Genomic DNA, 25200 nt, shown 5'->3' with positions numbered 1-25200 from the left:
ATCTTTCCTTTTGTGTTATCCTATGAATACTTTTAGAAAAGATTCTATATTTTAAAAAGTTCTAAGCCGTAAGGTATCTCATTTCGGCGTTTCAGATTTCGAGACAGTAATCCGACATGAAAAAAATGTTACTACATTAAGTTGTTTGTACTATGAGTACAGGGAGGAGTATAATTATTGAACAAACATACAAAAGAAATTATTGGAACCATTGGCATGAAAGCGCAGTATGACGAGAATGCCAAAAAGCTTTTAAGTAACAAAATTTTTCTGGCACATATTTTAAAAGGAACAGTAACGGAATTTAAAGATGCGAATCCAAGAGATATCATTTCTTTGATTGAAGGAGAACCATATGTATCTACGGTTTCGGTAGAACCGGGAATGACTAATCAAGTGTTGGAAAATCCGAAAAGTAAAATTAAAGGTAGTAATACGGAAAATACGGAAACAAAAGAAGGGGCTATTCGCTTTGATATTATTTTTTATGTTCGAATGAAAGATGGAATTTCTCAGATTATTGTGAATATAGAAGCTCAAAAGAATAGTTCGCCGGGGTATGCTTTGATGAATCGGGCTATATTTTACACTTGCAGAATGATTTCTTCACAAAAAGAAAGAGATTTTACAAATTCTAATTATGATGATATGGTAAAGGTATATTCTATATGGATTTGCCCAGGCGTAAATAAAAATTGTTTGAATCATTTCCATATAACAGATGATGCATTAGTTGGAAATTATAAGTGGCCAGGAAAGAAAGATTTATTTAATTTCATTATGATTGGACTGGATTGCGAGTCAAGTCAAAAGCTGTCTCAAAGCAAAACTGAGAGTGAATTACATCAATTCTTAAATATATTATTCTCTAGTAAACTAAGTGGAGAGGAAAAGGTGCGGCTTTTAGACGAAGAGTTAGATATTCCGGTAGATGAAAAAATCAGGGAGGAGTTGAAGGTTATGTGTAATTTATCAGAAGGTATTGAAGAAAAGGGAATGAAAAAGGGAATAGAGACGGGACGATTAGAAACAATTGCGGAATGCCTGCGAAATGGAACGATGAATGATGCAAAAAGGCTGCTGAGAGCGACAGGAGAAGAGATTGAAAAAGCAACAGAGTTATTCTTGAAAAAGGGTGAATAAATGGTTGGACATATGTCATGTGATGTGCTAATATATACATGTATACAATCTGGAAATAAAGGTAATTATTCAGAAGAATATAATTACAGGTAATCAGGAGGACTAGACATGTTGAAATTATATGACGGTGGTGCATATCTGGTAAATGGCACACAGATCATTACGGACGAAGCAGAAGTAAAGGCAAAGACGGGCCGTGAGGTATCCAAGGAGGAAGCCAGAACGCAGACAATGGCTTACGGAATTTTAGAGGCTCATAATATATCAGGCAATATGGAGAGACTGCAGATTAAATTTGATAAGCTGACATCTCATGACATTACATTTGTCGGAATTATTCAGACAGCGAGAGCTTCAGGACTGGAGAAGTTTCCAATTCCATATGTATTGACGAACTGTCACAACTCACTCTGCGCGGTCGGCGGAACGATTAATGAAGATGACCACATGTTTGGACTGACTTGTGCGAAGAAATATGGCGGTGTCTATGTACCGCCGCATCAGGCAGTTATTCACCAGTTTGCCCGCGAGATGCTGGCAGGCGGCGGCAAGATGATCCTTGGATCCGACAGCCATACCCGCTATGGAGCACTTGGAACGATGGCTATGGGTGAAGGTGGACCGGAACTTGTAAAGCAGCTCCTGAATAAAACATATGATATTAAGATGCCAGGTGTGATTGGAATTTATCTGGACGGAGAGCCGGTCAAAGGCGTCGGACCACAGGACGTGGCACTGGCAATTATAGGTGCAACATTTGCAAATGGTTATGTAAACAATAAAGTTATGGAATTTGTCGGACCAGGTGTGGAGAAGTTAAGTGCTGATTTCCGTATCGGAATCGATGTTATGACAACGGAGACAACATGTCTGTCTTCTATCTGGAAAACAGATGATAAGATTAAGGAGTTCTATGAGATCCACGGCAGAAGTGAAGATTACAAAGAACTGAATCCTGGTGCAGTTACATATTATGATGGTATGGTCTATGTGAACTTAAGCGAGATACGTCCGATGATTGCAATGCCGTTCCATCCGTCAAATGTATATACAATCGACGACGTACGTAAGAATCTGAAAGACGTGCTTCACGATGTAGAGCAGAAAGCACTGGTGAGCCTGGATGGTGCTGTGGATTATTCACTTCAGGATAAAGTGATGGATGGAAAACTTTATGTGGATCAGGGAATCATCGCAGGATGTGCCGGTGGTGGATTTGAAAATATCTGCGCAGCAGCAGACATCATAAAAGGTCATTACATTGGCTCAGATGAATTTACATTTAGTGTATATCCGGCAAGCACACCAATCTATATGGAACTTGTGAAAAACGGTGCAGTTGCGGATCTTATGGAAGCAGGAACAATTGTAAAAACAGCATTCTGCGGACCATGCTTTGGAGCTGGAGATACCCCGGCAAATAACGCATTTTCTATTCGCCACTCTACAAGAAACTTCCCGAACCGTGAAGGTTCCAAGCTTCAGAGTGGACAGATTGCATCCGTTGCACTTATGGATGCCCGTTCAATTGCAGCAACAGCAGCAAATAAAGGCTTCCTGACACCTGCAACAGATATGGACGTGGAATATAAGGGACAGAAATACCACTTTGACCAGAAGATTTATGCAAATCGTGTATTTGACAGTCATGGTGTGGCTGATCCGGATACAAAGATCAAGTTCGGACCGAATATCAAAGACTGGCCGGCAATGTCAGCACTTCCGGAGAATCTGGTATTGAAAGTTGTATCAGAGATTCACGATCCGGTTACAACAACAGATGAGCTGATCCCATCTGGAGAAACATCTTCTTACAGATCCAATCCACTTGGACTGGCAGAGTTTGCACTTTCCAGAAAAGATCCTGCATATGTAGGACGTGCAAAGGAAGTACAGAAAGCACAGAAAGCAATCGAAGCAGGCGAATGTCCGTTAGAGGTATTGGAAGAATTAAAACCGGTTATGGCAAAGATCCAGGAGAGATATCCGGAAGCAGGAAAAGGAAATATCGGAGTCGGAAGTACGATCTTTGCAGTAAAACCAGGTGACGGTTCAGCAAGAGAGCAGGCAGCTTCCTGTCAGAAGGTGCTCGGTGGCTGGGCGAATATTGCAAATGAATATGCGACAAAAAGATATCGTTCCAATCTGATTAACTGGGGAATGCTTCCATTTATCACAAAAGAAGACGACAAGAAATTAAGCTTCAAAAATGGCGATTATATCTTTGTACCGGAAATCAGAAAAGCAGTGGAAAACAAAGATGCAGAGATCAAAGCTTATGTAGTCGGAGATACATTGAAAGAAGTCACATTTACACTTGGAGATATGACAGACGCAGAAAGAGAGATTATTCTCAAAGGTTGTCTGATTAATTATTATAAGGGCTAAATAATCCGATAGGTAAAATTCACGTTCTATGTTCCGTTGCACTGGGAATTACGCTGAATTTTATCTTGCGCAGTATTTTCGGCGGTAATATAATTGAATAAACGAATGTAAATAAAAGGCGGCACTTATGAAAAAAAGTGACGCCTTTTTGTAACACTTGGGATATTTTGGGACTCTTATATGTAGAAGAAGTAATAATACTTTTTACACGGGGTATTGGGAACGGCAGTTGGATAAGTCAATGGAGGAGTGTGGAGAACTTCTTGAGAAAAACAAATTGAGGAGGAAAAAGAATGAAATGTGATGCAAAAGCATTTTCAAAGCTATATGAGCAGGTCTATCAAGACCTCTATCGCTACGCGCTTTGTCTGATGCGTGATCCGCATGAGGCAGAAGACGCGGTGAGTGCGACAGTGTTATCTGCTTATGAACATATACATAAACTTCGAAAAGAAGAAGCTTTCAAGAGCTGGATTTTTACAATTTTGTCAAATATATGTAAGAAAAGATTGAAACAGGTGGCGAAAGAAGGAATACAGCAGACAGAAGATTTTTTTCCGGAAGGACAGGTGGAAGGAATTCATGAAGAAGATGTGGGACTTGCGATGGATGTGAGAAATGCATTTTTTATTCTTTCAGAAGAAGAGCAAATGATAGTCGGGCTGTCAGTGTTTGGCGGTTATAACAGCACAGAAATCGGGAAGATCCTAAGCCTGAAGCCGGGAACTGTCCGGGTAAAACGAAGCCGGGCGCTGGAGAAGATGCAGTGTGTGTTGGATGGGAGGACATTTTATGAATAAGAATGAGCAGGACATGATTCGGAAAATAAAGGAAAAGTCAGAACAGGTTCCGGTGCCGAAAGCGCTTGAACCGAGACAGATTGAAGCAAAGCTTGCAGGAAAGAAGAAAAAAGTGTGGACTCCGGCGAGAATCGGTGGGCTGGCAGTAGCATGTCTGGTGTTGATCGTGGGAGTGATGGTATACCAGAATTATTTTAAAATGGAAGATGCGACTAGAGATGATAAGATAGCAGGCAGTGATGTGACAATCAGTGACAGTACGAAAGTAGAAAGTGCGGCAGAATATAAGGATGTCTATGCATATTTGGAAAAATATAAGAAAGATCAGGAAAGAGACAGTGCATACACTTCAAGCTGGGCAAGATCATTGAATGATATAAGAGTCGATGAATCAGCTGACAGTAAGGTAAGTGGAGATGCAACACAGAATATTGAAGAAAGCAGTACTGCAGCAGCGGACACCGGAATGGCAAGCGGTTCTTATTCTGAGACAAATGTACGTCAGGAAGGTGTGGACGAGGGGGATACAGCTAAAACAGATGGAACATACCTTTACGTGTTAAAAGATAAGAGCGATCAGATTGCCATTATAGATACCCGTGATAATCGGATGAAGCAAACGGCTACTATAACAGTGGAAGATGTTTCTGAAATCCAGGAAATGTATCTGGACATTGAGAGAAAACAATTAATCGCAGTGTGTGACGGTTATGTGGGCGGCAAATGGAATGATGATGATTATGGATATGGTCAGAGGGCTAATACGACCGCAGTAACTTATGACATTTCAGACCGGGAAAATCCAAAAGAAGTTGGCAGGGTCAGTCAGAGTGGATATTACAATTCTTCAAGAATTGCAGATGGATACTTATACTTATTCAGTGATTATTATGTAACACTTGATGGTATAACGGCGAAGAATCCGAAGTCCTATATACCACTTGTAAACGATAATCTGATCGAAGAAACAGATATCTGTCTTCCGTCCATTTCAAAGGCAGATATGTATTCAATCATCACATCAGTTTCTCTGGAAAATCCAGATGAGACAGCGCACAGTAAGGCCCTTTTGGCAGACGGTGGCAATTTATATGTGAGCAACGATAATATTTATTTTTATGAAAATGTGTGGCAATATTCCGGAAAAGATGTGACGACAATCCGAAAAGTTTCTTATGAAAGTGGGAAATTGACGGCTGGGGCACAGTGCAAAATAGACGGCTATATTAATGATTCATTTTCTATTGATGAATATGATGGATATCTGAGAGTTGTAGTGACCGATGGCGACACGAACAGTGTTTATGTTTTGAATCAAGAACTGAAAGAAACCGGCTCCATCAAAGGTCTGGCAGAAGATGAGAGGGTGTACTCCGCAAGATTTATGGGAAAGGCAGGATACTTTGTAACATTTAAAGAGACGGATCCGTTATTTTCCGTTGATCTGTCGGATCCGAAAAATCCAAAGATCATAGGAGCGTTGAAGATACCTGGATTTTCAGATTATCTGCATCCGTATGGGAAAAATAAGCTTCTGGGTATTGGGATGAATGTTGATGAAAAGACTATGTCAACAGATGGCGTGAAATTGACGATGTTCGATATTTCTGATCCGGAAAATGTGAAAGAGGAGCAGACTTATGTCATTGAAAATGTGTACTATACAGATGTTTCTTGTGATTATAAGGCAGCTTTAGTAGATGCAGAGAAAGATCTGATTGGTTTTGCTGCAGACAGCGAAGGCGGCCGGGAGTACTATACATTTTCTTACGACGAAAAACAAGGATTTACATGTACGATGCATGAGGAAATCAATGGAAATAATATGAGGATCACAAGAGGTATTTATATAGAAAATACGCTTTATGTTATCCAGGGAAATATTATAGAAGCGTATAGCCTGAAAGATTTCAAAAAAGTGGACGATATCATTTTGTAACATTTTTGTAACAAAATCTCGTATGTTTTTGACAATAAGACTAGTGTATGATAAACTTGTATCTGTAGAATTGTCAAAAAATTTGAGGTGAGAATATTGGATAAATATGAATATCGGGTAAAAACCGAGCAGATGCTCGAACATTACGAAAAGAAACAATTTAGAAAAGCAATGGAAATTGCAGATACAATAGACTGGAGAAGGGTGAAGAGCCCGGCAATGTTAAATACAGTAAGCGAAATCTACGAGAATAACGGGGAGTTTCAGAAGAGCCGTGATACGCTTATGATCGCATTTGACAGAGCACCGTCCAGCAGAAAGGTTGTGTATCGTCTGGCAGTACTTGCCCTGAAACTGAATGATCTGAATGAGGCTTCGGACTGTTATGAGGAATTTGTAAAACTGGCACCGAGAGATCCGAATCAGTTCATTTTGAAATATCGGATTTTGAAGGCACAAGGGTCCGATCTGTCAGAACAGATTTCGGCACTGGAAGAATTTAAAAAGGCAGAATATATTGAAAAATGGGCGTATGAGCTCGCAAAGCTATATCATGAAGCAGGCATGACCTCAAAGTGCCTGGAAGAATGTGACGATTTGATCTTGTGGTTCAGCGAAGGGAAATATGTATATCAGGCAATGGAATTGAAGATGAAGTACAAACCACTGACACCACTCCAACAGGAAAAGTACGATGAGTATAAAGGTGTACCGAAAAAAGAGCCTAAGAAAGCAGTGGATAAAAAACCTGATCGAGCTGTGCTTAAGGATGTAAAGAGTATTCCACAGGATACTGTATCAATTCCAAAAGAACAGATTAAAGCAGCGCAGGAAGCAGCAGAAGCTGCGGAGGCAGAACAGCAGGAATCAGGAGCCAATACAACAGAAACGGTGGATGGTCTGGATGCAACGAGAAGAATTCCGACAGCAGAGCTTGGAGAAGCATTGAAGGCAATGGAAGAAAATGCCAAGGCAGACAAAGAAGTTCCGATAGAAGAACCGGTTTTAGAAGAACCAGTTTCAGAAGAACCAGTTTCAGAAGAGCCGGAAGCACCAGCTGAGGAACCAGTCCTGGAGCCGGAAGAAGCTGTTTCAGAAGAACCAGAAGTTGTAGAAATGGAAGCACCAGTCATTGAACCAATCGGAAAGGAAACTCCGGAAGAAGCTCGGAATGTCAGAGAGTTAGAAGGAATTCTTCAGCATGCGGCAGAAGGACCAAAAAAGTCTATTACGACAGTTGTGAAGGGTGCGACGCTTAAAGAAGCACTGGCTAATGGAGTGGCTATGGCGAGTGGAATTAATCCGGAAGACCAGAAGAAGATGGAGGAACGAGAAGAAGAACTCCGCATTGAAGGTCAGATGAAGATTGAAGACATCTTGATGGAATGGGAAGCTAAGCAGAAGGTAAATGCTGAGGCGATCGCAAAGCAAAAAGCATCCGATGAAGAACGACTTAGAAAAGAGAGAGAAGCACTGGAAGCCCGCCGTGAGGCAGAAAGACTTGAGGCAGAGAGACGCGAGGCAGAAGAAATAGCAAGACGGAAAGCAGAAGAAAAAGCCCGTCAGGAAGCAGAAGAGAAAGCCCGCCGTGAAGCGGAAGAGAAAGCTCGTCGTGAAGCAGAGGAGAAGGCTCGTCGTGAAGCGGAGGAGAAGGCTCGTCGTGAAGCGGAAGAGAAGGCTCGTCTTGAGGCAGAGGAAGCAAGAAGAAAGGCATTGCTTTCTGATGATATCAGACAGCTTGTGGAAGAGCTGGAAGATCGTGTGACAGCACAGGAGAAAGAAGAGGAAAATTTTGATATAGAAGAGGAACTGGAGCTTGCAAAAGCAGAAGGGGAATCTGTTGAAGAAGAAATTGTAGATCAGTTTATTTCAGAAGAAGAGCTGGACGATATTGTGGAAGTACCTGAAGAGTCTGAAGAAGAACCTGAAGAAGAGATTGTTGAAGCAGTTTCGGAAGAAGAGGAGACGGAGGACGAGGATTCTGAGGATGAAGATGATTTCGAAGAGGAAGAGTTTGAAGACGAAGACTTTGAGGGTGAGGACGAAGAGTTTGAAGCAGAAGATGAAGTCGACGCTGTAGAAGAAATCGAAGAAGTACAAGAAGATGAAGAAATTCCGGAAACAGAAAACCAGGATGATTCGGAAGACAATTCTGAAGACGAGGATGATTTCGAAGACGAGGAATCCGACGAAGATGATTTTGAAGAGGAAGATGGATTCGACGAAGACGATTTTGACGAAGATGGTTTTGCAGATGAATTCCCGGAGGAAGATGAGGAAGAAGTAGAGGAATTCGATGCAGAGTGGAATGAATTCCCGGAAGATGAATCCGAGGACGAAGACAATTTCGAGGAAGAGGATGATTTCGAGGAAGAGGACGACTTCGAGGAAGAGGACGACTTCGAGGAAGAGGACGACTTCGAGGAAGAGGATGATTTCGAGGAAGAGGACGACTTTGAGGAAGACGATGACTTTGAGGACGAAGACGACTTTGAGGAAGACGATGACTTCTATGAAGATGATTATGTAGAAGACGACGATTACGAAGAGGATGACTTTGAGGAAGACGATGACTTTGAGGAAGAGGACGACTTTGAGGAAGAGGACGACTTCGAGGAAGACGATTTCGAGGAAGAGGACGACTTCGAAGAAGAGGATGATTTTGAGGAAGACGACTTTGAAGATGAGCTTCCTGAGATTCCGGATCCGGAAGACCTTGAAGGAGACTTGGAAATTGAAGAACCATCTGAGGAAGAGATTCAGCGCAGAATTAAGAAGTCAAAAGGAAGCGGAGTTCCATTTGATACCGGATTTGTTGTAACAGGAAGATATGACTTAAGTGCAACCAGTGAGATTGGACTGAAAGCCGGACTGACAGAGGAGCAGAAGAAATTATTCTCTTACTTCGTACCGGTCAGAGGAATGAGTGAACAGATTGTTGCAGTACTTGATAATGACAGACGTGCCCAGAGAGAGGGAACTTCAAGAACCGGTAACTTAATGATCATTGGCCGTAAAGGATCTGGAAAAACAGTCCTTGCAGTAGATATTGTAAAAGCAATCCAGAAACAAAGAAATCTGAAACAGGGTAAAGTTGCTATTGTTACAGGTGAATCGCTGAATAAGAAGGAACTTGGCAATATTATCCAGAAGCTTCGCGGTGGAGCAATCATCATCGAAAAGGCTGGTAAGTTGAATTCCAGAACAATCAAGGAACTGAATGCATTGATGTCAAGAAAGACCGGAGAGCTTCTCTTTGTTCTTGAAGATCAGAGAAAACCTCTGGAAAGAATTATGACAGCTAATCCGGATTTCAAAAAGAAATTCACTTCTAAGCTTGAGCTTCCGGTATTCATCAATGATGAGTTAGTAACATTTGGTCAGACTTATGCGAAGGAAAATGGATATAAGCTTGATGAAATGGGAATTCTGGCACTTTACAGCCGAATTGATGTAATGCAGCGTGAAGATCATGCGGTTACAGTTGCGGAAGTAAAAGAAATCATGGATGAAGCAATAAAACATTCACAGAAAGCAAATGTAAAGCATCTTGCAAGACGTGTATTTGGAAAATCTACGGATTCGTCAGATCGCATTATTCTGAAGGAAGAAGATTTTAAAATTTAATGATATAGTGAATGTAAGTGATGAAGCAGGGATACAATTGTAGAAAATTGTATCCCTGTTTTTTGTCTGGAATCGAGTGACATAGATTGAATTTTGTGTTCTGCTAAGGTATACTTAAGATATTGAAATCCGGATGAAATGTGAGGGAAGTTTATGGAGAAAGAATGGAAAGCTTATGAAATCGGAGAATTAGATCAGTACCTTTTCGGACAGGGAAATCACTACGAAATTTATAAGAAGCTGGGTGCGCATATGGTGGATGACGAAGGGCAGAAAGGAGTTTATTTTGCTGTCTGGGCACCGAATGCGAAATCAGTGTCTGTAGTGGGGGAATTCAATGACTGGGATCGCACAAGAAACCCTATGACAAGGGCAGAATATATCGGAATTTACACATGCTTTGTACCGGGAGTAAAAGAAGGCATGATGTATAAGTTCTGCATTGAGACGATTACGGGGGAGTATCATATGAAGGCAGATCCGTATGCCAATTATGCAGAACTTCGTCCGGGTACAGCATCAAGAATAACGAATATTGAGAATTTGAAATGGACCGATAGTTCCTGGATGACTGCACGGGAAAAATGGGACCACAAAAAAGAACCAATGTCTGTATATGAGGTTCATATGGGTTCCTGGAAGAGACACCCAGGCACAGAGGACGAGGGATTCTATACTTATCGTGAGTTCGCAAAAGAAATCACAAAGTATATGAAAGATATGGGATATACGCATGTGGAGATCATGGGAATCGCAGAACACCCATTTGATGGATCATGGGGATATCAGGTGACAGGATATTATGCGCCGACAAGCCGTTATGGAACACCGGAAGATTTTGCGTGGATGATCAATTATCTGCATAGAAATGGAATCGGTGTCATTATGGACTGGGTTCCGGCACATTTTCCAAAGGACGAGCATGGACTTGCCGAGTTTGACGGAACAGCAACTTACGAGTATGCAGATCCAAGAAAAGGAGAGCATCCGGACTGGGGGACGAAGATATTTGATCTTGGCAAGAATGAGGTAAGGAACTTCCTGATTGCCAATGCACTTTTCTGGGTGGAGCATTTCCATATTGATGGACTTCGCGTTGATGCAGTTGCTTCTATGCTGTACCTGGATTATGGAAAGAAAGACGGAGAATGGGTTCCGAACCAGTATGGAGGTAATGAGAACCTGGAGGCAGTAGATTTCTTCAAGCATCTGAACACAGTTGTACTTGGAAGAAATCCGGGTGCACTTATGATAGCGGAAGAGTCTACGGCATGGCCGAAGGTAACCGGAGATGTAGAAGACGGAGGTCTTGGATTTAGCCTTAAGTGGAATATGGGGTGGATGCACGACTTTACGGAATATATGAAGCTGGATCCGTATTTCAGAAAAGACAATCATCATATGATGACATTTGCCATGAGTTATGCGTACAGCGAAGATTACATTCTCGTACTGTCGCATGATGAGGTTGTCCATTTGAAATGTTCCATGATCAATAAGATGCCAGGACTTGGATTTGATAAATATGCGAACCTGAAAGCAGGATATGCATTTATGATGGGACACGCCGGAAAGAAATTGTTGTTCATGGGACAGGATTTTGCACAGCTTCGCGAGTGGTCAGAGGAACGTGAACTGGACTGGTATCTGTTGGAGGAGCCGGAGCATCAGGCAATTCAGTCATGGATGCGTGATCTACTCCACATGTATAAAAAGAAACAGGCGCTTTATGAACTGGATCAGTCATGGGAAGGATTCGAGTGGGTCAATGCAGATGATGCATACAGAAGCATTTACAGCTTTATCCGCCATTCTAAAGATGGAAAGCATAACCTTCTGTTCGTGATCAACTTCACACCGATGGCAAGAGAAGATTATCGTGTAGGCGTTCCTAGAAAGAAGCAGTATAAGCTGATTCTGAACAGTGACGATGTGAAATATGGCGGAAATGGCGAGAAGAGACAGAACATTTATCATGCCGTGAAGAAAGAATGTGATGGAAGACCATATTCATTTGGATACAAATTGCCACCGTATGGGGTAGCAGTTTTTGAATTTTAAATTCAAGAATGCCTTGGCATTCTTGCTGCGAGGTGCGCGTCATGCAATTGCATGACATACTTCTACTGCGCACCTCTGCAAGTCTACACTCCGTTTCGGTCGGCGCAAAACCATTGTCCACCGGACAATGTGCGCCCTGCCGGAGGCACCAGACAGTTCTAAAATCTGAGCTGATTCTCTATATTTTCTGCGCTGGCTTATTGCTTGCGGATGATAGGATTTACGCCGGGAGGTGTGGAAAAGAAACAGGGAGATGGAATTTGAGTATTCCATCTCCCTGCTAAAGTTATGAATTAATTTTATTCTGCGTTTGTAGAAGTGTCGTTATCAGCATTGTTGTCGGTGCTGCCTGTATCGGTGTTGTTGTCCGTATTTTCTTCGACTGCGTCAGTGCTATCTGTATTATCGGAGTTGCCTGTATCATCGCCTCCGAACAGATCCTTGAAAAATCCTACGATTTTATCCCAAAGTCCTTCCTCTTTTGCCTGATTTACGGCATCGTTTGCTTTGGCTTTTACGGCATCTAATGTGCTGTCGATGATTGCATCATTTCCGAGTGCTGCATCATCTGTATTGTTAATAATTCCGCCGTTGGAGTCATCTCCGCCAAAGAAGCCTTTGATGGAGGACCACAGGTTGCTGAAGAATCCTCCGGATTTCCCGTCCAGGTTGTCGAGAGTCTTTTTCAGTGCTTTGACATCGTAGTCGTACTGGGAAATAGATTCCATCAGACTTGTGATTTTCGCAAGCTGGTCATCGGTCAGTGTAATTCCCTGTTTATCGGCTGCGTCAGAAATCGCGCCCTGAATATCGGACGGATCAGTCAGTTTGTCTTCAATAACGGATTCTTTGACATCGTTGATCAGATCAGATGCTGTATCCTGACCGAGATCCTTGGCGAGGTCACCGGTTGTTACCAGCTCTTCTGTTGCAGTTGCTTTCTGATCTTCGGAAAGTTCTTTTCCGCTGGCTTTTTCGTAAGCCATCATAATACCTGTCAGTGCACCGGTTCCGGATACTTCAATTGGAGATCCGGCAACAACGTTACAGTTCTCAACGCCGGAAGTCAAAAGTGTACTGGCGATCATAGAACTTGTTACAAATGTCAGGTTTGCGACTTTTACCTGAATTCCGCCGCTGTCTGTCGGCTCAACATAAGAACAGCTATATGTTCTTGTACCAATCTGGGATTCGGTCGCGATCCCTTCCATATATTTTCTTTCGTCTGTGTTCGTGACTTCGATCGTGTCTACCTGATCGGCGGAAGTACCGAAGTATTTGTACATAGAAGCTTTCTGCTCGTCGGATAAGTTCGCTCCGAGAGTGACTACTTTTGCGCTGTCAGCCAGGGCAGTTACCGGCAGGCTTACAGATGCCAGAATTATTGCCAGGCTAAACGGCAGAACCCTTTTTAATTTTTTCATACTCATAATTATCCTGTGGTGTCAGACGCCACATCTCCTTTCTGTACACCCAATAATAGCATACTTGTGTAAAAGTAAAAAGTAAAAAATTCTTAACTATTTCGAAAGATTTTGTTACGGCCTTTGTACATCTGTGGACTAAGACAGGATTTCCAGCATTCTGGATTCAAATGTGTGTTCATTCACCATTCCACCCATGACACCGACTGCCTTTTTATCCTTGAAGAGAACAAATGTCGGGACGATTTCCGGGGCGTATTCTGCGGCGAGTACTGCAGATTCTTCAATTTCGACTTCGCAGAACTTGATTTTTCCGGCGTATTTCTTTTCGATATCCTCCACGACCGGCTTCATCATGGCACATTTCCCGCACCAGATAGCGTAGAACATAACGACGACCGGGAGAGAGGTATCTTTTACTTCTATTTGAAAATTTTTTGCAGTTAAATGTAACATCAAATCAACCTTTCTGATCAGTGCCTTCGGCAGTCAGAACCGTGGTTCAGAATATCATATACTTCTTTCAAGGATTTTCTGAAACAATTGATCCACCTGTGCAGACACCGATTTCGATAAGTGTATTCAAAAAACTTTTGTCGGAAGTTTTTTTTGTTATGACAATTTCGGCTCATTGCGAACAGACTCCGAAGGCTTTCTCATTAATAATATATGCGCTGTAGCGCTAAGAAAGTCACAGCAGACATCTTCTTTTAGCAATGAGCTTGCAAATCGGGTGATTCATGGATGAAAATTTCTCTTCATATTCTGTCATAATATTTCCAACGTTCATAATTTCATCATGGTGCAGGTCATAAGTACATTCGGAAATGCCCCATGTTTCGGATTCCCCTAAAGACTCAACGGAAAAATCAAAAAGATCACGGTTATCTGTCTTGAATTCTACCTGTCCGTCCTGGACAAGCACCTTGTCGTAACGTGCAAAAAAATCCGGTGACGTGAGGCGCCTTCTTGCATGGCGGGCTTTCGGCCATGGGTCGGAGAAGTTCAGATAGATCCGGTCAACTTCATTTTCAGCAAACACATTTGCTATGTCCTGCGCGTCCATACAAATGAAGCGAATGTTTGGCAGAGTGCTTTCGTTTTCTTCTATATATATGTTTAACTTTTCCACAGCACGGAGAAGGACGCTTGTGTAGCGCTCGATTCCGATGTAGTTGATCTGTGGATTTTTCTGAGCCAGTGCCATGAGAAAACGGCCTTTTCCCATGCCGATTTCCATGTGGACCGGGTAGTCATTCTGGAATACATCAGATGCCCAGTGACCACGGAATTCTTCCGGAGTCTCGATAACCTGACTGCACTCTTTTAACACACCTTCGGCGCGGGGTATATTTCTAAGTCGCATATATGATCTCCTTATTTGTTGTATTTCTTTATTTGCAAACTTCCCAAATCCGGGAGATTCTTGCCTTGCCTTAGTTTACAGGTTTTGGCAAAAAAAGTCAAACTCAATGGTGTATAGCGGCCATATCTATAGCATATTGCCGAAAGGAATATGCATAACGACTAAAATTTTTATGAAAAACACAAATAATTTGTGCGAATTTTCGACATATTAAGGAGAAGGTATATAAAAACGGAAGGAAAGTGACTAAATTTTGGACAAATGAAAAAACTCAAATAAGAGAATATGCTTAAAAATTGTAAAATAAAATAATTGTTAAGAATAAAAGAAATGATTGACATTTAAAAAACAGAAGAGTAAAGTAATCATGAAATTTGAAGAAGAAAGGGAGGGAGTCATACGGAGAAATTAACAGAGAGTCTGTTGGAAGAGCTGAATTGTGATACAGCATTTACCATTCCGTTATTCGGGGGAATTAAGATTAGTGAGTCCGTGGCGGTTACATGGATCATTATGGCTGTAGTGGTACTGCTGTGTGTCATATTCGTAAGGAATCTCAGTGTAGAGAATCCGGGGAAAGCTCAGCTTTTATTGGAATCCGCAATCGGAAAAGGAGTGGACTTCTTTGAAGATGTTATGGGCAAAGAAAACCGAAGATATATCCCATATCTTATCACGGTGCTGATCTATATCGGAATTGCCAATATCATTGGATTGTTTGGGTTTAAACCGCCGACAAAGGATCTGAATGTCACAATAGCGCTGGCTGTTATGAGTATGTGTCTGATCGAGTATTCCGGAATACATAAAAACGGATTAAAACACTGGGTCAAACATTTTGCAAAGCCGGTTCCGTTCGTCGCACCGATCATGGTACTGGAGATTGTAATCCGCCCATTGTCCTTGTGCATGCGACTGTTCGGTAATGTACTGGGAGCATTTGTAATCATGGAGCTTTTAAAAATAGTAGCTCCGGCGATTATACCAATCCCGTTTAGTTTTTATTTTGATATATTTGATGGATTCTTACAGGCTTATGTATTTGTATTCCTGACGGCGCTGTTCATGAATGAGGAGCAGGAGTAAAGCCGGAAGATAAGACGAACAGACTTAAAAGGGATTTAAGAAAACATTTTTAGACAAGAAGAAAAGGAGATTAAGATTATGTTAGTAGCAATTGGAGCAGGTATCGCAGTTTTAACAGGTTTAGGAGCAGGTATTGGTATTGGTCTTGCAACAAGCAAGGCAGTAGACGCTATCGCAAGACAGCCAGAGGCTGAGTCAAAGATCAGCAAGAACCTGATTCTTGGTTGTGCCCTTGCAGAGGCAACAGCTATTTATGGATTTATCATCGGTCTTCTGATTATCCTGATGCTGAAATAATTAGCAGTTCGTAAAGAAGCAGGAGAAAAGAAGAAAGGCAGGTGGGAAAAGGTGATAAAAGTAGATTTGAGCCTTCTCTGGACCATAATAAACCTTGTAGTCTTTTATCTATTACTGAAAAAATTCCTGTTCAAACCAGTTATGGGAATCATGGAAAAGCGTGAGCAGATGATTGCCGACGGACTGAAAAATGCAAGTGACAGACAGGAAGAGGCAGAGACTCTGAAAAAAGAGTATGAGTCAGCTCTTTCCGGTGCAAAAGAGGAGTCGGTTAAAATCGTTGAAAATGCCCGTGTAGAGGCTAAGAGACAGTCAGATGAGATTCTTGCAGATGCGGACAGAAGAGCAGATGCCACGATCGAACGTGCCAGAAAGACCATCGAGACTGAGCGAAAGCAGGCACTGGATGGCGTTGAGACACAGATTGCAGGACTTGCAATGCAGGCAGCCAGAAAGATTGTAGATGAAGAGACAAGAAAACAAGGAAATCAGGCGATTTATGATCAGTTTTTGGAAAGCGTAGGTGACGCTCATGACGGCAAAGACGAGTAATACAGTAAAGTTCGTTCAGCCGGCAGCGAAGCGCTATGCAAGAGTTCTGTACGAACTGGGAATTCCGAAAGCAGATATTGAGAAAACAAAAGAAATCTTCTGTCAGGTACCGGAAGTATATGAAGTACTGTTAAATCCGGTAATTACGGCAAAGAACAAATACAGTGTTATCGAACAGATATTTCCAAAGTCTATTTGTAATTTCCTGAAGGTAACATGCGAGAACCAGAGAATGGGCATGCTTTGGGACATTTTCGAAAGCTATGATAAATATTGTGAGGAGCAGCAGCAAGTTATGACTGCGACTTTAATATGTGTAGACGAGCCAGACGAAGAGCAGGCTGAGAAGATGAAAACATTTATTATGGATAAATATCATAAATCGAAGGTAAATCTGGAGGTCGAAAAAGACCCGTCACTGCTTGGAGGATTTATTCTGAGAGCGGGCAGTGATGAATATGACTGGAGCATTCGTGGAAGAATGAACCGGTTAGAACAAAAATTGACCTGGAGGTGAACGTAAGTGAGTTCAATCAATTCAGATGAAATTATTTCAATTCTGAAAAGTGAAATAGAGAATTTTGATGAGATCAGTAAAGACAGCGAAGTCGGAACTGTTGTAACAGTCGGAGACGGAATCGCTACCATTTACGGAATCGATCATGCAATGTACGGCGAGATCGTTACCTTCGAAAATGGTCTGAAGGGTATGGTACAGGATATCCAGAAAGACGAGATCGGATGTATCTTATTTGGATCAGATACAGGAATCAAAGAAGGAACAAAGGTTGCACGTACAAAGAAAAAAGCCGGAATCCCGGTAGGAGATAAATTTATCGGAAGAGTTATCAATGCCCTTGGTGCACCAATCGACGGTGCCGGAGAGATTGAGGCAGATGATTATCGCCCGATTGAAAATGAAGCACCTGGAATCATTGACAGAAAATCCGTCAGCGTTCCTATGGAGACAGGAATCCTTTCTATCGATTCCATGTTCCCGATCGGACGTGGACAGAGAGAGCTGATCATCGGTGACAGACAGACTGGTAAGACATCTATCGCAACAGATACGATCTTGAACCAGAATGGAAACGGAGTGATCTGTATCTATGTTGCCATCGGTCAGAAGGCATCAACGATTTCAAAAGTTGTAAATACATTTAAGACATCAGGAGCTATGGATCACACCATCGTATTAGCATCAACAGCAAGCGACTGTGCGCCGCTTCAGTACATTGCTCCTTATGCGGGAACTGCACTGGCAGAGTATTTTATGTACAAAGGAAAAGATGTACTGATCGTTTATGATGATCTTTCCAAACATGCAGTTGCGTACCGTGCATTGTCACTGTTACTTGGAAGATCTCCTGGACGTGAGGCTTATCCTGGAGATGTATTCTATCTGCATTCAAGACTTCTGGAGCGTTCCAGCCGTCTGAGTGAGGAAAAAGGCGGTGGATCTATCACGGCTCTCCCAATCATCGAGACACAGGCCGGAGATGTATCTGCATACATTCCTACAAACGTTATTTCCATTACAGATGGACAGATTTTCCTGGAAAGCAGTTTGTTCTTCTCAGGAATGCGTCCGGCGGTCAACGTAGGATTGTCTGTATCTCGTGTAGGTGGAGATGCACAGACAAAGGCTATGAAGAAGGCAGCAGGAAGTCTTCGTATCGATCTGGCCCAGTATCGTGAGATGGAAGTTTTCACACAGTTCAGTTCAGACCTTGATGATGCAACGAAGGAACAGCTGGAATATGGCGGCGGACTGATGGAGCTTCTGAAGCAGCCGCTTGGAAAACCAATGTCACTGGCAGATAAAGTTATTACACTTTGTGCTGCAAGACATAAAGTCATGCTTGGAATTCCAACTGCAAAAGTAAAAGGATTCCAGATGGATATGTTAAGTTACTTTGCAAGTGCACATCCGGAAATCGCAAGAGAAATCGAGGAGACAAAGGATCTGTCTAAAGAGTTGTCCCAGAAGATCGTGGAGATTGCAGAGGAATTCAAAAAGAGCAGGTGTTAATGTATGGCAAATATCAGAGAAATACAGACACGAATTAACAGTGTAAAAGATACGATGAAAATCACCAACGCCATGTACCTGATCTCTTCTACAAAAATGCGTCAGGCCAGAAAGAAACTGGCAGATGCAGAGCCGTATTTTTATAAATTGCAGGCTGAGATTGCCAGAATCCTGCGTCATATGCCGGAAGTGAGCAACCAGTATTTTGACAGTAGGGAAGAAATTCCGAAAGAAGAACGGAAAATCGGATCTGTAGTTATTACCGGTGATAAAGGACTGGCAGGAGCTTACAATCACAATGTAGAAAAAGCAGAAGAGGAAATTATGAAAATGCCGGGACATCACAAATTGTTTGTCGTAGGTGAGCTTGGAAGACATTATTTTGTAAGTCAGGGACATGAGATTGAACAAAATTTCCAATATACTGTGCAGAAACCGAACCTGAGCAGAGCCAGAATTATTTCTGAGACATTGATGGAACAGTTTAATAATGGCGAGCTGGACGAAGTGTATGTTGTCTATACGCGAATGGAGAATTCTATGGTATCTGAGGTGGAGACTGTAAAGCTGCTTCCGCTTGAGAGAAGTGCATTCGGAGAGGACAGCATTCCGGCAAACTTAAGGCGTGAGGCGATTCAGCTATATCCGTCTGTCGAGAGCGTCATGGACAATATCGTACCGAATTATGTAACCGGAATGATCTACGGTTGTTTGGTCGAGGCGTATGCAAGTGAGCATAATGCCAGAATGACGGCTATGAAATCAGCGACAGACAGTGCTGAGGCAATTATCAAAGATTTGTCTATTGCTTATAACCGGGCAAGACAGGCAGCCATTACGCAGGAGATCACAGAGGTATGCGCAGGTGCGAAGGCACAGAAACGGAAAAGGAAGTGAGAACAGATATGAATAAAGGACGAATTGTACAGGTCATGGGTCCTGTTGTCGATGTTTTATTTGAAGACGGAGAGCTTCCGAATATCAAAGATGCCCTTGAGGTAGATAACGGAGACAAGACTTGTATTATGGAAGTTGCACAGCATCTGGGAAACAGCGAAGTACGTTGTCTGATGCTGGCTGCAAGTGAAGGACTTCACAAAGATATGGAAGTCCGTGCAACTGGAAGCGGTATCAAAGTTCCAGTTGGAGATCAGACACTTGGACGTCTGTTCAATGTGCTTGGTCAGACCATTGATGATGGAAAAGAAATAGAGAAAGATGCAGAGCGCTGGGAAATCCACAGACAGGCGCCTACATTTGAAGAGCAGAGTCCTGCTGTCGAGATCCTTGAGACAGGTATCAAGGTCATCGACCTTCTTGCACCATATGCAAAAGGTGGTAAGATTGGTCTGTTCGGAGGAGCCGGAGTTGGTAAGACAGTACTGATCCAGGAGCTGATCCGAAATGTAGCAACAGAGCATGGTGGATATTCTATCTTTACAGGTGTCGGAGAGCGTTCCCGTGAAGGAAATGACCTCTGGACAGAGATGAAAGCGTCTGGCGTACTGGAGAAGACCGCTTTGGTATTTGGTCAGATGAACGAGCCGCCTGGAGCTCGTATGCGTGTCGCTGAGACAGGACTTACAATGGCTGAGTATTTCCGTGACAAAGAACATCAGAACGTGCTGCTCTTTATTGATAACATTTTCCGATTCACACAGGCTGGATCTGAAGTTTCCGCCCTGCTTGGACGTATGCCATCAGCCGTAGGTTATCAGCCGACACTGGCAACAGAAATGGGTGAATTACAGGAGCGTATTGCTTCTACAAAGAATGGTTCTGTCACGTCCGTTCAGGCAGTCTATGTACCGGCCGACGACTTAACAGACCCTGCACCGGCAACAACATTTGCACATCTGGATGCAACAACCGTACTTTCACGTAAGGTCGTTGAGCAGGGAATTTACCCGGCTGTAGATCCGCTGGAGTCTAACTCACGTATCCTGGAGGCAGACATCGTAGGTGAAGAGCATTATAAAGTAGCCAACCAGGTAACAGAGATTCTTCAGAAGTATAAAGAACTTCAGGACATCATCGCCATTCTTGGTATGGAAGAGCTGTCCGATGAAGATAAAGCAACGGTTATGAGAGCAAGAAAGATTCAGAAATTCCTGTCACAGCCATTCTTCGTAGCTGAGACATTTACAGGAATTCCTGGAAAATATGTACCACTGAAAGAGACAATCCGTGGATTCAAAATGATCATCGACGGAGAAATGGATGAATATCCGGAGGCCGCCTTCTTCAATGTCGGAACGATTGACGAAGTTATCGAGAAAGCAAAGACACTGAAAGACGGAGAGTAAGAGGTGCGTAAACTATGAAAACATTTTGGTTGAAAGTCATAGCCAGTGACCGCGTGGCGTATAACGGACGATGCCAGAAGGTGATCGTACCTGCAGCCGACGGCGGTCAGATGGGAATTCTTGCAGATCATGAGAATATGGTCATAGCAATCGAAGTCGGTGAAGCGAAGATGCAGCTGGAAGACGGAACGTGGGAGACACTTGCCGTTGGAACCGGATTCCTTGAGGTTGTTAACAACCGTGTTACCATGCTGGTACAGACCGCTGAAAAACCGGAAGAAATTGACGCCAGAAGAGCAGAAGAACGGCGTGAAGTCATGGAAGAAAAACTTCGTCAGAAGCAGAGTATCCAGGAATACTATCACACGAAAGCATCCCTGGCAAGAGCCATGAACCGGTTGAAGGTGTCAAGGGAGAAGAATACGAGGATATAATTTCACACAATACAATAAGTACAGTTTACTGCTTTCAGATGTGATGAATTTCGCAGATTTTGCTGCGCTATCTATTAAAATCTGTATGTGCAAACTCGCCTGAGGAACGGCTCAGACAGTGCACCTCCAGATTTAATGATGCTCGCAAAATACTGGAAATTGCATCAATCATCTGAGAAGCAGTGAACTGTACTTTTTCTATATGTGGAAGTTATATCGTATCGAGAGGCGAGGGAGGGTGAGTCTGGCAGAGCGGATTGCCAACGGTAGCTGTATTTTTATGTAAGTGGAAGTTTAAAGTTTGTGTGAAGGGGAAAGTGTGAGTGAAAGGGGAAGATTTTGCTGCGCTATTGACGAGCCAAAGTCAGAGCTTGCTCAAGACCTTGGCGACCGCGAGGTGGGTATGATAAAATAGGGAAATAAGGGAGATGCTACGCAAAGTAGCAGGAAAATGTTTTGATGACATCTTTGTGTGCTTGTGATGTAAAGTGCAGTTTTCTATACTGTAAGTTGTTAGGAGATGTTTAGAGAGTGCAGGCTGTCCAGACAAATAGTTTCGGATAAGAAATATGTCTGTGAAGCAACCTTAAGTTCTGTGATAAGACTCTCGAACGGGTAAGAAAAGACAAGGAGATTATGGATATGACTTTTGCAGAAAATGTGAAGATGCTTCGCAAGCAGGCTGGTATGTCGCAGGAGCAGTTGGCGGAGAAGCTTGGTGTATCGAGACAGGCGGTTACAAAATGGGAAACGGGTGCGGGGATCCCAGATATTGAAAATATAATGGCGATTTCAGCACTGTTTGACATTTCCATAGACGATCTACTTTCAAATGAAAGAGGTTCAAAAAAGGTAGTGGAGACGGAGTACTTGTATGAGAGTATTACGGAGTATGATATTGATGAATCGAAGCATTATGATATGAAGCTGGAAGGGGCGAAGCGGCTTATACTGGCGGGATATGAGGGCGAGAAAATCCGGGTCCGACTGGGGTCCAATACATTTTCAACTCTTCAGAATGATTTCAAGGTTAAGATTGATGATATCCGGAAACGAATTGATATAGATGTAAAACGAAAGAATGGTGCCACGGAAGCAATGGCGAAGAGTGAAATTGATATTTTCGTGCAGATTCCGGTGCAGTATATAGATAAGATTGAGTGTGAAGCTCATGCGGAAACGGTAGAAATCCGTTCCATAGAATGTGAAAATATGGAATTTGGTGTGAAGACAACAAATTTGATTTTGGAAAATGTTGTCGGTTCGGTGGAGGTTGATTGTAATCTTGACATGGAGATTTTGTGCGATTCATTGAACGGCGAGATCGCAATTAATCAAGTGTCTGCGACATCAAAAATACATGTTCCAAAAGAGGCGATTTTCCAGGCAGTTGCAAAGGGCATTGGAACAAGCATTTCTTATGAAAAAGCCGGGCAGCAGGTGGATCGGTTTGATGCGCCGGAGGCGGACAACGTGATTGAACTGAATGGAATCAAGAGTGAATTAATTGTTTGTATAGGTTAAAAATGAAAATCTACAAGTTTGTCAAAAAGATGTAATGATTTTTTATTACTGGAAGAAAAATGTAAATAGTATAATAAGTAACAGACGGGAGGGATTTGTAATGCAGATTGAAACATACAGTGGAAAAGCGAGTATGACAGAATGGGAAAAACTGCAGGCGTGATGTGGGGATAGAGAAAAATTAATGGAAAATATATACTTATAGGTTGACTTTTATGAAAATAAAGCATATGATAATAACAGCTAAGAAATGTGATGAATTTCATGCATGAGCAAAACAAAACTCCCGGAAGTGGTCGAGACTTCCGGGAGTTTTTATTCCGTTTATGTAAGGTGGCTTATACCTTTCAGGCTGTTACTGCCTGTCGTTTCCGTCCAGCCATTTGCAAATAAAGTAGCTAACAATACTTGCCATAACAGAAACAAAAAATGTGATGAGAGTTTCGTGCATAAGACTTCACCTCCTTTCGCTTGGATGGTGGCAGCAATTGTAGTATAACATGATAGTATAAAAAATTCAATATAAGTATATTACTGGTGAGTAAACTAATAAAGAATGAAGATATAAAAAGTGTGGAAATGTGGTAAAATGATTATATAAAACTGCGGAAATGTCAAAAGAAAAGAAATGGAGGAGTGTAGGATGGGAGCTTTTTTCAAACATAAGGAAAAGAATTCAGCGTCTGAGGACGGTTGTGTGAAGTTTTGCAATGTGCATGATATCATAGAGGCGGAAAGAATCATAGAGCTGCTAAAAGAGAATGAAATCGCTGCATTTTCTCAGGAATCAGGAGATGGTGTTTCTGTGTATGGTACAGTGGGATTCGGACTTTATGGAGTTGATGTTTTTGTGGAGGCGAAGAATGAGGAGCAGGCGAAAAAGCTTATAGACGCTGAAAATCTTTAATGGAGTCAGCTATGAGTGGGCGTATCTCAGCCCGTAAGTGAGACAGTTAAAAGAGAGTGTTTTGTCACTCAAAGTGTGAATTTAACAGCGGGACGGTTCTACCGTCCCATTTTTGTATACAGAGGGTAAATTATTGCCAGAAGGAATTTGTAATGCAGATCGAAACATACAGTGGAAAATATGATGATGAGATTATTTCGTTAATTTTAGATATTCAGAATAATGAGTCGAAGATTAATCTGTCTCTTGAGGAGCAGCCGGATCTGCTTACAATCCATGACTCCTATCAGAAAAATGGAGGCGAATTCTGGATTGCGCTAGATCAGGGAAATGTAATCGGAACTCTTGGACTGATGATAAAAGCTGACCACTGTGCAATCATGAAGAAATTCTTCGTGAAGAAAGAGTACCGGTCACAGAAAGTCGGGCTTGCTTTATACATGAAGCTGCTTGAATTTGCAAAAGAGGCAGAGGTAAAGCATATTATATTAGACACACCGTCGGTTGCGCATACATCACATCGGTTCTATGAGAAAGCAGGATTTCGGAAGATTAAAACAGAGGAATTACCGGTTCCGTATACTTATCCGGACAGAAACTGTATTTTATATATGTTGGATTTAGGAGAGACATCACAAATGACAGAATGGGAAAAATTACAGGCAGGACAAATGTACAATGATTTTGTTGATGATTTGTTTCAGCGAAGAATCGTAGCGAAAAAGTTGTTCCGGGCATACAACAAAACTGAGGACGAAGAAGTTGAGAAAAGAAATGAAATTCTGGCACAGCTTTTAGGAAAAGTGGGAAAGAACGTCTGGATTGAGCCGGATTTCCGGTGCGAGTTTGGAAAGAATATTGTTATCGAAGACAATGTGTATATTAACTTTGGCTGTGTTATTCTTGACTGTGCTGAAGTTGTGATTGGAGCAAATACATTGCTGGGTCCGAATATCGGCATTTATCCAGTGAATCATGCAATAGACGCAGAAGAGCGAATCAAAGGCGGCTGTTCTGGAAAACCAGTTCGCATTGGGAAAAATGTGTGGCTTGGCGGAGATGTAAAGATACTGGCAGGAGTTACGATTGGTGATAATACAATTATCGGAGCCGGAAGTGTTGTGCCAAAGGACATACCAGAAAATGTTATAGCAGTGGGTAATCCGTGTAAGGTACTGCGAGAGATAACAGAGGCAGACAAAACGGATTACCTGAAAAACGCGGAAACATGGTAAAATGATCATATAAAAAATGCGGAAACGTGGTAAAATGATCATATAAAAAATGCGGAAATGTCAAAAGTATAAGAAACGG

20 protein-coding genes are annotated in these 25200 nt (G+C 42.2%); 17 read left to right on the top strand and 3 right to left on the bottom strand.

The features are described from left to right. The first annotated feature begins 177 nt into the window (after positions 1-177). The 6 genes from G593_RS0101925 to glgB all read left to right on the top strand — a co-directional run bounded on the left by G593_RS0101925 (position 178) and on the right by glgB (position 11958). Positions 178-1143, top strand: a complete 966-nt coding sequence (locus G593_RS0101925; protein WP_029730538.1) for a PD-(D/E)XK nuclease family transposase — start codon at positions 178-180, stop codon at positions 1141-1143. Between the two features lie 108 nt (positions 1144-1251). Further along, complete coding sequence (locus tag G593_RS0101920) at positions 1252-3531, top strand: hydratase (protein ID WP_029730537.1); 2280 nt, start codon at positions 1252-1254, stop codon at positions 3529-3531. A gap of 293 nt (positions 3532-3824) precedes the next feature. Continuing rightward, positions 3825-4331, top strand: coding sequence for an RNA polymerase sigma factor (locus G593_RS0101915; RefSeq protein ID WP_029730536.1), 507 nt, complete (start codon positions 3825-3827; stop codon positions 4329-4331). After that, on the top strand, positions 4324-6270 hold the full coding sequence (locus G593_RS0101910) for a beta-propeller domain-containing protein (RefSeq protein WP_029730535.1): 1947 nt from the start codon (positions 4324-4326) through the stop codon (positions 6268-6270). Before G593_RS0101915 ends, G593_RS0101910 begins: the two co-directional genes overlap by 8 nt. Before the next feature lie 132 nt (positions 6271-6402). After that, positions 6403-9897 carry a hypothetical protein gene (locus G593_RS20010; RefSeq protein WP_049946443.1) on the top strand — a complete coding sequence of 1165 codons (3495 nt, stop codon included), beginning with the start codon at positions 6403-6405 and terminating at the stop codon, positions 9895-9897. Positions 9898-10050: 153 nt separating this feature from the next. Further along, positions 10051-11958: a 1,4-alpha-glucan branching protein GlgB gene (gene glgB, locus G593_RS0101900; protein ID WP_029730533.1), complete on the top strand. Its 1908-nt coding sequence runs from the start codon at positions 10051-10053 to the stop codon at positions 11956-11958. Between the two features lie 299 nt (positions 11959-12257). Here the strand turns inward: glgB and G593_RS0101895 are convergent, their stop codons facing one another. From G593_RS0101895 to trmB, 3 genes are all read right to left on the bottom strand, one after another. Beyond that, entirely contained in the window at positions 12258-13382 is a 1125-nt protein-coding gene (locus G593_RS0101895; RefSeq protein WP_242827014.1) for a DUF1002 domain-containing protein, read from the bottom strand. A gap of 138 nt (positions 13383-13520) precedes the next feature. Continuing rightward, positions 13521-13838 carry a thioredoxin family protein gene (locus tag G593_RS0101890; RefSeq protein WP_005337455.1) on the bottom strand — a complete coding sequence of 106 codons (318 nt, stop codon included), beginning with the start codon at positions 13836-13838 and terminating at the stop codon, positions 13521-13523. A gap of 235 nt (positions 13839-14073) precedes the next feature. Beyond that, a complete protein-coding gene (gene trmB / locus G593_RS0101885) occupies positions 14074-14748 on the bottom strand; it encodes a tRNA (guanosine(46)-N7)-methyltransferase TrmB (RefSeq protein WP_029730531.1) in 675 nt (224 codons plus the stop codon). A 423-nt stretch (positions 14749-15171) separates the two neighbouring features. Between trmB and G593_RS0101880 the strand changes: the two genes are divergently transcribed. The 11 genes from G593_RS0101880 (at position 15172) to G593_RS21205 (ending at position 25121) form a co-directional block, all read left to right on the top strand. After that, the gene (locus G593_RS0101880) at positions 15172-15834 is read left to right on the top strand and encodes a F0F1 ATP synthase subunit A (RefSeq protein WP_005335082.1); all 663 of its coding nucleotides are present in this window, start codon (positions 15172-15174) and stop codon (positions 15832-15834) included. Between the two features lie 78 nt (positions 15835-15912). Further along, positions 15913-16131: an ATP synthase F0 subunit C gene (gene atpE / locus G593_RS0101875; protein WP_005335083.1), complete on the top strand. Its 219-nt coding sequence runs from the start codon at positions 15913-15915 to the stop codon at positions 16129-16131. A gap of 51 nt (positions 16132-16182) precedes the next feature. Next, positions 16183-16683 carry a F0F1 ATP synthase subunit B gene (gene atpF / locus G593_RS0101870; protein ID WP_005337454.1) on the top strand — a complete coding sequence of 167 codons (501 nt, stop codon included), beginning with the start codon at positions 16183-16185 and terminating at the stop codon, positions 16681-16683. Beyond that, positions 16664-17200: an ATP synthase F1 subunit delta gene (gene atpH / locus G593_RS0101865; protein ID WP_005337453.1), complete on the top strand. Its 537-nt coding sequence runs from the start codon at positions 16664-16666 to the stop codon at positions 17198-17200. The genes atpF and atpH overlap by 20 nt, the downstream gene beginning before the upstream one ends. A gap of 6 nt (positions 17201-17206) precedes the next feature. Then, positions 17207-18715: a F0F1 ATP synthase subunit alpha gene (atpA, locus tag G593_RS0101860; protein WP_005337452.1), complete on the top strand. Its 1509-nt coding sequence runs from the start codon at positions 17207-17209 to the stop codon at positions 18713-18715. Between the two features lie 3 nt (positions 18716-18718). Then, a complete protein-coding gene (gene atpG, locus G593_RS0101855; RefSeq protein WP_005337451.1) occupies positions 18719-19612 on the top strand; it encodes an ATP synthase F1 subunit gamma in 894 nt (297 codons plus the stop codon). 8 nt (positions 19613-19620) lie between these two features. Continuing rightward, positions 19621-21021: a F0F1 ATP synthase subunit beta gene (atpD, locus tag G593_RS0101850; RefSeq protein ID WP_029730530.1), complete on the top strand. Its 1401-nt coding sequence runs from the start codon at positions 19621-19623 to the stop codon at positions 21019-21021. 14 nt (positions 21022-21035) lie between these two features. After that, positions 21036-21455 carry an ATP synthase F1 subunit epsilon gene (gene atpC, locus G593_RS0101845; protein WP_005337449.1) on the top strand — a complete coding sequence of 140 codons (420 nt, stop codon included), beginning with the start codon at positions 21036-21038 and terminating at the stop codon, positions 21453-21455. 642 nt (positions 21456-22097) lie between these two features. Then, positions 22098-22979 (top strand): helix-turn-helix transcriptional regulator, encoded by an 882-nt coding sequence (locus G593_RS0101840; protein ID WP_029730529.1) that lies wholly within the window; start codon positions 22098-22100, stop codon positions 22977-22979. A gap of 643 nt (positions 22980-23622) precedes the next feature. Continuing rightward, a complete protein-coding gene (locus tag G593_RS0101825; protein ID WP_022279497.1) occupies positions 23623-23886 on the top strand; it encodes a putative signal transducing protein in 264 nt (87 codons plus the stop codon). A 152-nt stretch (positions 23887-24038) separates the two neighbouring features. Further along, a complete protein-coding gene (locus G593_RS21205; RefSeq protein ID WP_081646464.1) occupies positions 24039-25121 on the top strand; it encodes a GNAT family N-acetyltransferase in 1083 nt (360 codons plus the stop codon). Positions 25122-25200: the final 79 nt, after the last annotated feature.

The sequence above is a fragment of the Dorea sp. AGR2135 genome, assembly GCF_000420885.1.
Lineage (GTDB): Bacteria > Bacillota > Clostridia > Lachnospirales > Lachnospiraceae > Dorea > Dorea formicigenerans.
The sequence above is the reverse complement of the archived record's forward strand: the minus strand, read 5'-3'. Positions and strand labels throughout refer to the sequence as shown.